The organism is Streptococcus sp. oral taxon 061 (assembly GCF_013394695.1).
In the GTDB taxonomy this organism is placed as follows: Bacteria; Bacillota; Bacilli; order Lactobacillales; family Streptococcaceae; genus Streptococcus.
The window spans coordinates 919524-930690 of sequence record NZ_CP058258.1; the positions used below are offsets into that span (position 1 = coordinate 919524).

The following is an 11167-nucleotide window of genomic DNA, read 5'->3' on the forward strand; positions in this document are numbered from 1 at the left end:
CTCACTTAATTATTCGTGAGAAGGATTCTTAATTCGATAAAAACTAGTTATTTTTAGATTTTTTCAAGAGCTAGTCGCAAATCTTCAATCAAATCATCGACATTTTCAAGACCGATTGAGAGACGGATTTGATTTTTGGTTACTCCTGCTGCTTCTAGATCAGAGTCTGACAACTGAGCATGTGTTGTAGTTGCGGGATGAACCACCAATGATTTAGCATCTGCAACATTGGCTAGGTTTGAAAAGATTTCTAAGCTATCAATCACTTTACGTGCTTCTGCTTCTCCACCTTTAACGTGGAAAGTAAAGATTGAGCCAACACCTTTTGGTAAGTATTTTTCAGCCAAGGCATGGTATGGACTATCTGGAAGTTTTGGATAGTTGACCTTTTCAACTTTTGGATGGTTCACAAGGAAATCAACGATTTTCTCAGCATTTTGAACATGGCGTTCAACTCGAAGAGAAAGTGTTTCAAGACCTTGTAAGAGTAAGAATGAGTTAAACGGTGAAAGGGCAGCTCCCATATCACGAAGCAATTGCACGCGAGCAGCCACGATAAAGGCTGCAGCACCAACATCACGAGTATAACTGATATTGTGGTAGCTTGGGTCCTCATCGACCAATTGAGGGAATTTCCCTGAAGCAGCCCAGTCAAACTTACCACTGTCAACAATGACACCACCAATAGTTGTACCGTGACCACCGATAAACTTAGTTGCAGAGTGAACTGCGATATCTACACCGTGAGAAAAGACATTGATAAGATAAGGTGTTGCGAAGGTATTGTCAGCAACCAAAGGAATCTGGTGTTTGTGAGCAATTTCAGCGATTTTTTCGATATCTGGAATATTGATAACTGGATTTCCCAAAGTTTCAATCAAGACAAGCTTGGTATTATCTTTAATCGCTGCTTCTACTTCTTCTAGATTATCAATATCAACAAAAGTTGTGGTGATTCCATAACGAGGAAGTGTTTCTTTCAAGAGGTTAAAGGTACCACCATAGATGGTTGATGCTGCAACGACGTGGTCTCCTGCGTGGGCTAGAGCTAAAATTGTGTAGGTAATAGCAGCCATACCTGATGCAGTTGCAAGTGCACCTACACCACCTTCAAGAGCTGCGATACGCTCTTCAAAGGCTGATGTTGTTGGGTTAGTGATACGAGTATAGATATTACCAGCCTTTTGAAGGGCAAAAAGTTCAGCTCCTTCTTGGGTATCTTCAAATACAAAAGATGTTGTTTGGTAAATAGGAACAGCACGAGATTTTGTAGTCGCGTCTACTACTTGACCAGCATGCAATTGAAGTGTTTCAAATTTAAATTCACGAGTCATTGTGAGTCCTCCAAAGATTTCATTAGGTTCATTGTATCACCTAATTCGTTCAGTTACAAATACAACTTTGTTATATATTGGCATAAGAAATAGCTATTGCTATTATTAGAATTGTAGAACTTTTTTCAGATAGTTTAAAATGTTTGTCTTCACTGCTCATATACTTTATAATGTTTAGAAAGGAGAAAACTATGTCAGAAATTACTCATGAAATTGATGCAAACTTTGCTGGTCGTTTAAATATCTTGCGTGCTGGTGTACTGGGAGCAAATGATGGAATCATCTCTATCGCTGGAGTTGTTATCGGGGTAGCCAGTGCTACAACGAATATCTGGATCATCTTCCTCTCAGGATTGGCTGCTATTCTTGCTGGTGCCTTTTCTATGGCTGGAGGCGAGTATGTATCTGTATCTACTCAGAAAGACACGGAGGAAGCTGCTGTAGCTCGTGAACAACTACTTTTGGATAAAGATATGGAGGCTGCTAAAAAATCACTCTACGCATCCTATCTTCAAAATGGTGAGTGTGAAACTTCAGCTCAACTATTAGTTAACAAAGCTTTTTTGAAAAATCCACTAAAAGCCTTAGTCGAGGAAAAATATGGTATCGAGTATGAAGAATTCACCAATCCATGGCATGCTGCAGCATCTAGCTTTATTTCCTTTGTCCTCGGAAGTCTCCCGCCAATGCTTTCAATAACCATCTTTCCAAGTGACTATCGAATCCCTGCTACTGTTATCATTGTAGCAATTTCACTTCTAGTCACTGGATATACAAGTGCCAAACTTGGAAAAGCCCCAACCAAAACAGCTATGATTCGTAACCTTTGCATCGGCCTTTTGACCATGGGTGTTACTTATCTATTTGGACAATTGTTTAGCATTTAAATCATAAAAACACCTCGAAAATATCGAGGTATTTTTTATTATAGCTGGATAATTTTGCGATAACTTCTTGAAGTAATCATAAAGATTAGTACGTAGATAAGGGCAAAGATACCACAAATAGAAAGTGTTACACTTAACATCATAGCTGTATCTACTACCCCAATGACCTTAAGAATCAAACTCAACATATGATAGGCAAATGCTAAGTGAAGAAAGGCGAAGATTACTGGAAGGAAGAAAACAGTCAAGACTTGCTTGTTAATGGTTTGCTTGATTTGTTTTTGGTCCAAGCCAACTTTTTGCAGGATGACAAAGCGTTCACGATCCTCATAACCTTCTGAGATTTGTTTATAGTAGATAACAAGTACTGTTCCCATCATAAAGATGATAGAGAGGAAAATACCAATAAAGAGAACTCCTCCAAAGAGAGCATTCATTTGTGCAATTGCATCACTTGCAGTGTCTCCACCATAAACCATACCGTCTTTATTTTTGAGATTATGACTAAAATTATTTGCAAACTCCTCAAAATCATCAGATAGCTTTAACTGTTCCTCTAGACTAGCTGTTACATCCATACCACCGTAGAGCTGTGTGTATATAGCTGAATCCTGGTACTGTTCCAAAAAGCTTTGAATATCAGCTACTACAAGATAGTTATAATCTGACACCAATAGTACATAAGGATTGGAAACATGATTAGCAATAAAATCCTGCTGGATTGCTTCCTTGATCGTATAGTTCTGATTGTTTAGACTAAATGCTCTCTGTCCTTTAAGTTGGTCATTTCGAGCCCAAAGCCCTACTTCATCTCCAGTGAGATTTAATTTCTGACCAGTCATCTTTTCGTAATCTTTTTGGTCGAAAACTAAGAAGACAGTCTTGGGCATAACACTATTTTGCCCTTTTTCAAAGATGGTTAATTTGGTCCCATCTTGACTAGAAAGGCCGAAGCTAGCATAGCTGAGTACATCTTTGTTACTAATCGTTAAGCTCTTTTCACTTGCATACTGAGTCAAAAGTTTGTCTAAATCCTCAACTTCTACATTTTGCCCCTTGACATCAAAATCGTGAGGATATAGGAGTTTTTTCATATTTTCAGAACCGTTGTAGATGCTGGTTGCTGCTGACATGGTGATTAAAACCATGGTTGAAAGGATAGCAATGGTTGCTAATCCGACAGCATTTTTTTTCATACGGAAGATGAGGTTAGAAACAGAGATGAGGTTGTTGGGTTGGTAGTAATATCTCTTGTTTTTCTTGAGCAACTGTAAGAAGACTGTAATACCAGCATTGAATAAGAGATAGGTTCCTACAATAACTAACATGACCGCAATAAAGAAAGTAGCGACAGCTTTAAATGCATCTGTTACGCTTAGTGCTAAGTAGTAGCCACCACCTAGTGCAATGAGCCCTACTAAAGTTTGAAGAACTAGGAAACGCCCCTTCTTCTCACCTTTTGCTTTCTCACGAGAGAGTTGGAGAGCATCCATACGGATGATACGTATAGCGTTTAAGAAAACGATAACTAAAAAGATAAAACCGAATACCAGAAGGATTGAAAGCACTACGGACCATTGGAAAGTTGCAACTAACTCTACCTTCATCTTCGCAAGTTTAAGCAATAATGCAAAGATGAGATTATCAAAGAGGGCGCCTATCCCAATACCGGCAGTGACTGTTACTAGCCCAAAAATCAAGAGTTCCTTGAAGGTCATACCAATCAAATGGCGTTTTTCTAAGCCCAACATGCCATATACACCCAGTTCTTTGGAACGGTTTTTCATGACAAAACTGTTGGCATAAAGCACGATAATGGCAGATGCAAGTGTCACTACGACAAGCCCTAGTTGTAGGGTAAATTGTATAGCAGATGCACCACGCAAATCCACAATTTTTGGATTAAAAGCTAGGGAGTAAAAGAGATAGCTAATCGTGACTGCCAAAATGACAGACAAAGCAAAAGGGTAATAGAGTTTGCGGTTTTTGATTAAGTTGGATATGGCCAACTTATTGGTTAATCGAAACATACTAGTTCACCTCACTTGCCATAACAGTTAAGGTGTCAGAGATTTCTTGGAACATCTGACGATCAGTTTTTTCACCACGGTAGATTTGGTTATAGAGAATGCCATCCTTGATGAAAAGGACACGTTTTGCACGGCTAGCTGCTGCTGTTGAGTGGGTTACCATGAGAATGGTTTGCCCTTGCTCGTTGATCTGATCAAAGATATCAAGGAGAGCTGCAGACGATTTAGAGTCTAGGGCACCTGTTGGCTCGTCCGCAAGGAGAATTTCTGGGTCTGTGATGATAGCCCGTGCAACTGCAACCCGTTGTTTTTGCCCTCCAGAGATTTCATAAGGGTACTTCTCCTGCAATTGATTGATGCCAAGATTTTCAGCCGTCACCACCAATTTTTTCATCATTTCTGTAATAGGCTTTCTAGACAATACCAAAGGGAGTAAGATATTGTCTTTAACAGAAAGCGTATCTAACAAATTAAAGTCTTGGAAGACAAAGCCTAACTTTTCACGACGGAAACTTGATGCTTCAGAATTTTTAATGGTAGCTGTGTCTGTTCCGTTAAGGAAAACCTGGCCACGAGTTGGCTTGTCTAGCATGGCGAGAATATTGAGTAAAGTAGATTTCCCAGAACCAGATTCACCCATGATAGCAACGTAATCGCCTTTTTCTACAGTAAAGTGAATATCTTTCAAGGCTTCTACTTGGTTGCCTTGAAAGCGAGTTTTATAAATCTTTTGAACGTGTTTTACATCTAATAGCGTCATTTTAACATCTCCTTTTTAATATCCCATTAATTGAAACTGAGCCTGCATAATAGCGCAACCGAGCTGAACTCGCTCGATATCCTTTGGACTCGGCTTACTTGTATGTTTCTTCTGTAAAATATTTTTCATAGTTTTGCTCCTTTATCTTTATGATATAAGTGTACTCTAAAGAAAGAGTTGGTTCCATAACATAACCTTACAAATGGAGCTTTAATCTTACATTTTTGTAAGATAGAGATATTTTTTGAAATCAACTACTATTAGTTTACCACAAATTTTCAAGCAAAAGAAAAACCCTTGTAATTACAAGGGTTTAATACTTCAAATGAATGGTAAGATGGTTACCAAAACCAACCTTTGTCATCATCGATTGGCTCAGCTTCTTTCATTTTGCGTGGGCCTGTTCCGTACATGTCAGCTTCGATATCTTCCTTAGTTGGTAGGATATAAGCTAGGATAATGTAGATGATGATTCCGAGTCCAAAATTTGCGATTGTAAAGATAGCAAAAATAAAGCGCACGAGTGTCACATCAAGATCCCATCTATCAGATAGTCCAGCAAGAACTCCTGATATCATCCGATTTCGTCTCATTTTGTAAAATTTTCTATTCATGATTTGTACCTCTTTCGGTATTCTTGAAACAAGTATAACATGAACTTAAACACCCTGCATCAGTCCTTAGGCGGATTTTGTAGGATAAGTTTTCCATGACATAGACCACAACGATAACGTTTGGTGTCGATTTGTCGTTTTCTTTGATAGGGTTGGCCACAAGAGTAACATTTATAAACCAAAGCTGGTTTTTGACGAACGCTTGATAAGGGAGGAACAAAGCGGAGCCCATCTACTTCTTTTAACAGTTCTTTAAAAGCTATATCTTTATGCTTATAACCCTTACCTTCATAGTATAGATGGTAATGACAGAGTTCGTGACGGACAATCTTCCGAAAAACTTCTACCCCTAGCTCTTGATAGACTTTTGGATTAAAATCCAAATGCCCATCCTTAGGGAAAAATCGTCCACCTGTCGACCGCAGACGAGTATTCCATTGAGCTTGGTGTTTGAAAGGTTTTCCGAAGTCTTCTAAAGAGACTTGTTTAACGTAATCAGTTAGATTCATCTGGTGCAAGGAGCGACAGATTTACTTTTTCACGTTGGACATCGATTGTCTTCACCCATACAGTTACCAAATCCCCAACGGATACGACTTGACTTGGATGCTTGATAAATTTCTTACTCATGTGAGAAATATGAATGAGACCATCCTCATGGATACCAATGTCAACAAAGGCACCAAAGTCTACAACGTTCCGAACGACCCCTTCAAGCTTTTGACCGACTTTTAAGTCCTTGATATCCAAGACATCCTGACGAAGAACTGGAGCATCAAAAGAATCACGGAAATCACGACCTGGTTTGAGAAGATCAGCAATAATATCTTTAAGTGTTTCTTGACCAAGGTCTAGCTCTTGAGCCATTTCTTTGATTGATACAGACTTGAGCTTAGCTTGTGCTTCTTCGTTTACGTCCTTAATGTCCAAACGTTTGAAGAGTTCTTTGACAGCACCATAGTTTTCCGGGTGAACACCTGTGTTGTCAAGGATATTGCTACTTTCAGGGATACGGAGGAAACCGGCAGCCTGTTCAAACGCTTTAGCACCTAAACGAGGAACTTTCTTGATTTGGGCCCGTGAAGTGATTTTACCTTCTTCTTCACGATACTTCACGATATTTTCAGATATCGTTTTGTTAAGTCCTGCGACATGTGAAAGTAAGGCTGGACTAGCTGTGTTGACATTGACACCGACTTGGTTAACGACTGTATCTACGACAAAGTCCAGACTTTCAGACAATTTCTTTTGACTAACATCGTGCTGGTATTGACCAACACCGATAGATTTGGGATCAATTTTAACCAATTCTGCAAGTGGGTCTTGCAAACGACGAGCGATAGAAATGGCTGAACGTTTTTCAACGGTTAAGTCAGGAAACTCTTGACGAGCAAGTTCACTAGCTGAGTAGACAGACGCACCGCTCTCATTAACGATGACATAACTAACTTCTGGAAAATCCTTAAGCACTTCAGCAACAAAAGCTTCGCTCTCACGACTGGCAGTACCATTTCCGATAGCAATAATTTCAACACCGTATTGGCCAATCAAATCAGCCAAATCACGCTTGGCTTCCTCAATCTGACGAGCTGAAGCTGGTTTGACTGGATAAATGACCTGCGTTGTCAACATCTTCCCAGTTGCATCAACGACTGCAAGCTTTGCACCTGTACGAAAGGCAGGGTCAAATCCAAGTACCACGCGCCCTTTAAGAGGAGCAACAAGGAGAAGATTGCGAAGGTTTTCTGAGAAGAGTTGGATAGCTCCTTCTTCTGCCTTTTCTGTTAATTCTGTACGAATACGACGCTCAATAGCTGGTAATACTTTTTTCTTAACAGATTGCTGAATAACTTCGTCAATATAAGCATTCTTAACCTTGAAACGAGCAGCAAAGAATGCTTGGATACGATCAACTGCATGCTCAAATCCAATCTTCAAAATGCCTAGCTTTTCACCACGATTAAGGGCAAGCGTACGGTAACCTTGCATGTTTGCAACTGTTTCTGAGAAATCGTAATAAATCTGAAAGACTTGTTTTTCATCAAGACTCTCATCTTTGACTTGAGAAGTAATCTTAGAGCGTCTATGTACCTCTTGATATGTCATTGAACGCAAATGAACATCCTCGGATAGTGCTTCAACCAAGATGTCTACAGCCCCAGCCAAAGCTTCTTGAGGAGTTTCGAAACCTTCGCAGACAAATGCTTCTGCTTCTTTTTCTAGGTTAGAAACATTTTGTAAAATTAAACGAGCAAGTGGAAAAAGTCCAGCCTCACGCGCAATCGTTGCCTTGGTCCGACGTTTCTCCTTATAGGGAAGATAGAGTTCTTCTACATCTGCGAGTTTTTCAGCTGCTAAAATAGCTTCTTCCAATTCCTTTGTTAGCTTACCTTGCTCTTTGATTTTTGCTAAGACCGCTTCCTTACGATCATTTAGAGCAGTTAAACTCTTATCGAGGTCGATAATAGCCTTAATGGCTACTTCATCTAGACTTCCGGTCATATCTTTCCGATAACGGGCGATAAAGGGGATAGTTGCTCCTTCTGCTGTCAAAGACAAGACAGTATCAATCTGCTTTAAAGTTACACCCAAATCTTGGGAAATTTTTTCATATTTTTTATCCATGAAACTATTATACCATAAGCAGGAAAGCTTGTTTTCATTAATTTGTTGCTTTATTTCAACTTTATAAAGATAAAAGCTATGTTTATTTTAAAATCCAACTATTTCTTAGAAATAATAGTATAATAGTGATAACTAAAAGAATCGAGGTATGCCTTATGGCTGTTAAATTTACAAAAACTGATGACTTAGATAAGATGTTCGAAGAATTCGCTAAACTACCTGATTTAAAGCAAGTAACATTTCCAGATGACAAAGAAAAGAAAGAAAAAGCAGAAAAGAAAAAATAGATGGATCTCTTTCAAAACCTACCTTCAAGTGTTTTACAAGCTGGTGCCATTTTTCTATCAATCATTATTGAAGCCCTACCCTTTGTCTTAATTGGTAGCATCATCTCTGGTGCTATTGAAGTCTACATCACTCCTGAGAAGGTTTATACATTTCTCCCTAAAAATCGCTTGGGGAGAATCTTTTTTGGTACCTTCATTGGTTTTCTCTTTCCCTCTTGTGAGTGTGGGATTGTCCCTATCATCAATCGTTTCTTGGAGAAGAAGGTTCCAAGCTATACAGCTGTTCCCTTTCTAGTAACGGCTCCAATCATTAATCCCATCGTACTTTTTGCGACCTATTCAGCTTTTGGTAATTCATTTAAAATGGTCTTACTCCGCGCTTTAGGTTCGATTCTTGTTGCTACTATTTTGGGTATCTTTCTTGGATTTTTCTGGGAGGGACCTATTCAAAAGGAATATAGATTGGCTTGTCATGAGCATGATTTTTCTCACTTGAGTAAAGGTCAAAAAATCCTTCAGGTCTTTATCCAAGCTATTGATGAATTCTTCGATATGGGGCGTTACTTGGTCTTTGGCTGTCTTTTTGCAAGTCTAGTTCAAGTCTATGTACCAACTCGAATCTTGACATCTATCAGCTCTTCCCCACTGCTTGCTATTGTTCTATTGATGCTCTTATCCTTCCTACTATCACTCTGTAGTGAGGCGGATGCTTTTATCGGCTCTTCGCTTCTCTCCAGTTTTGGCTTTGCTCCAGTTCTTGCCTTTCTGGTTATAGGTCCTATACTTGATGTTAAGAACTTACTCATGATGAAAAATTATCTCAAAACTCGCTTTATTTGGCAGTTTATGACTATTGTAACTCTCGTTGTACTTATTTATGCTTATCTAGTCGGGGTGATGCTATGATACGATTTCTTATTTTGATGAGTTATTTTTTCTTAACCCTTTATCTACATCTATCAGGTAAGCTCAATCAATATCTAAATCTCCACTACTCTTATCTGGCTTATATCACCATGGTTTTATCTTTGATACTAGCCATCGTTCAAGCCTATATTTGTTTCAAACGTTCGAAAGAACATAGTCACTTACAGAGTTTTTCAGCCAAACTTGCTAGTTTTGTCCTCTTAAGTTTGCCTTTGTTAGTTGGATTCACTTTTCCAACAGTTACTCTGGATTCACAAACAGTATCGGCAAAAGGATATTATTTCCCTTTGTCGGAAGGAACTGACAAGGCAATCCAAGCAAGTGAAGGTACTAGCAGTCAGTATCTCAAGCCGGATACCAGTCGGTTTTATTCAAAGACAGCTTATGAAAAAATTGTTAGGAAATCTGCTGATAAATACTTAGCTCAATCTAGTATTGTCATCACCGATGATAATTACTTAGAAGTCATGGAAGCTATTTATGACTATCAAAATGAGTTTGAAGGTAAGGAAATCGAGTTCACAGGCTTTATTTACAATGATCCCAGTCACAGCGATAGTCAATTTGTTTTTCGCTTTGGTATTATGCACTGTATAGCTGATTCAGGGGTTTTTGGGCTATTGACCATAGGAAATACCAATCATTATGACAATAACACCTGGGTGAGAGTTAAAGGAAAGATTAGCAATCGCTACCACAAGGAACTTAACCAAGTCCTTCCAACAATCGAAGTCCAGTCTTTCATAAAAGTGGACAAACCAGAGAATCCTTATGTTTATAAAGAATTTTAAAAAAGTAGCCTGAGCTGGCTACTTTTTGTTATTATCTGACAATATCTTTATACATATCTGGTCTTCTATCTCTAAACAAGCCCCAGTTTAGGCGTTCATTTGCTCCCTTGTCAAGGTCATAAGTTATTAACAAGATAGCTTCGCCTTGTCGTTCTGCTTTGGTCAAGATAGCTCCTGTTTCATCGGTCATAAAGGATGAACCATAGAAGTTAAGGCTAGAACTTTGTCCCCCATTTTCCTCGCAAGGTTGGACTTCTTCCAAGCCATAACGATTAGCAGCAATAACTGGCACAATATTTGCTGCTGCGTGCCCTTGCATCGTACGTTGCCAATGTCCACAACTATCTGTATCCAAAATTGGTTCCGAACCAATGGCTGTTGGATAAAAGAGAAATTCTGCACCATTTAAGGCAAGGCAACGGGCTGTTTCAGGGAACCACTGATCCCAACAGATCCCAATACCGATTTTCGCATAGCGAGTATCCCAAACTTTGAATCCTGTGTTGCCAGGCGTGAAATAAAACTTTTCTTGATAATAATGGTCATCTGGTATGTGTGTCTTCCGATAAACGCCTAGCACTTCTCCATCTGCATCAATGACAGCTATCGAATTATATAAGACATTACCATCTTTTTCATAGAAACTGATTGGTAAAACGACCTTTAATTCCTTGGCAATCACTTTGAAATGCTGAATTGCCGTATTTTCTGACACCGACTGGGCATACTGGTAGTAGTCATATTGACGTTCCTGACAGAAATAGGGACGTTCAAACAACTCAGGTAAGAGAATAATTTGCGCACCTTGATCTGTAGCTTGACGGACCAAACGTTCAGCTGTTTGGATATTCGTTTCCACATCCTTAGCGCATTGCATCTGAATAGCTGCAACCTTTACATTTCTCATCTTTT

At 39.1% G+C, this 11167-nt stretch carries 11 protein-coding genes; 4 read left to right on the plus strand and 7 right to left on the minus strand.

All coding sequences use genetic code 11. The features are described 5' to 3' along the window. Positions 1-53: 53 nt before the first annotated feature. Positions 54-1334, minus strand: a complete 1281-nt coding sequence (locus tag HW271_RS04515) for an O-acetylhomoserine aminocarboxypropyltransferase/cysteine synthase family protein (RefSeq protein ID WP_178895022.1) — start codon at positions 1332-1334, stop codon at positions 54-56. A gap of 191 nt (positions 1335-1525) precedes the next feature. Between HW271_RS04515 and HW271_RS04520 the strand changes: the two genes are divergently transcribed. Continuing rightward, complete coding sequence (locus HW271_RS04520) at positions 1526-2221, plus strand: VIT family protein (protein ID WP_178895023.1); 696 nt, start codon at positions 1526-1528, stop codon at positions 2219-2221. A gap of 38 nt (positions 2222-2259) precedes the next feature. Here the strand turns inward: HW271_RS04520 and HW271_RS04525 are convergent, their stop codons facing one another. From HW271_RS04525 to HW271_RS04545, 5 genes are all read right to left on the minus strand, one after another. Then, positions 2260-4251, minus strand: a complete 1992-nt coding sequence (locus HW271_RS04525) for an ABC transporter permease (protein ID WP_178895024.1) — start codon at positions 4249-4251, stop codon at positions 2260-2262. 1 nt (position 4252) lies between these two features. Next, positions 4253-5011, minus strand: a complete 759-nt coding sequence (locus HW271_RS04530; protein ID WP_006145535.1) for an ABC transporter ATP-binding protein — start codon at positions 5009-5011, stop codon at positions 4253-4255. Positions 5012-5352: 341 nt separating this feature from the next. Then, complete coding sequence (locus HW271_RS04535; protein ID WP_178895025.1) at positions 5353-5625, minus strand: PspC domain-containing protein; 273 nt, start codon at positions 5623-5625, stop codon at positions 5353-5355. A gap of 59 nt (positions 5626-5684) precedes the next feature. Next, positions 5685-6134, minus strand: a complete 450-nt coding sequence (locus tag HW271_RS04540; RefSeq protein ID WP_178895026.1) for a SprT family protein — start codon at positions 6132-6134, stop codon at positions 5685-5687. Further along, positions 6121-8250: a Tex family protein gene (locus HW271_RS04545; RefSeq protein ID WP_178895027.1), complete on the minus strand. Its 2130-nt coding sequence runs from the start codon at positions 8248-8250 to the stop codon at positions 6121-6123. Before HW271_RS04545 ends, HW271_RS04540 begins: the two co-directional genes overlap by 14 nt. A 155-nt stretch (positions 8251-8405) precedes the next feature. Between HW271_RS04545 and HW271_RS08780 the strand changes: the two genes are divergently transcribed. From HW271_RS08780 to HW271_RS04555, 3 genes are read left to right on the plus strand one after another with little or no spacing between them, the layout of a single operon-like run. Continuing rightward, positions 8406-8537 (plus strand): SPJ_0845 family protein, encoded by a 132-nt coding sequence (locus tag HW271_RS08780; protein WP_148131582.1) that lies wholly within the window; start codon positions 8406-8408, stop codon positions 8535-8537. Then, a complete protein-coding gene (locus HW271_RS04550; protein ID WP_178895028.1) occupies positions 8538-9443 on the plus strand; it encodes a permease in 906 nt (301 codons plus the stop codon). Next, on the plus strand, positions 9440-10255 hold the full coding sequence (locus HW271_RS04555) for a TIGR03943 family putative permease subunit (protein WP_178895029.1): 816 nt from the start codon (positions 9440-9442) through the stop codon (positions 10253-10255). The genes HW271_RS04550 and HW271_RS04555 overlap by 4 nt, the downstream gene beginning before the upstream one ends. Positions 10256-10286: 31 nt before the next feature. Here the strand turns inward: HW271_RS04555 and aguB are convergent, their stop codons facing one another. Further along, complete coding sequence (aguB, locus tag HW271_RS04560; protein WP_178895030.1) at positions 10287-11162, minus strand: N-carbamoylputrescine amidase; 876 nt, start codon at positions 11160-11162, stop codon at positions 10287-10289. Between the last annotated feature and the right edge of the window lie 5 nt (positions 11163-11167).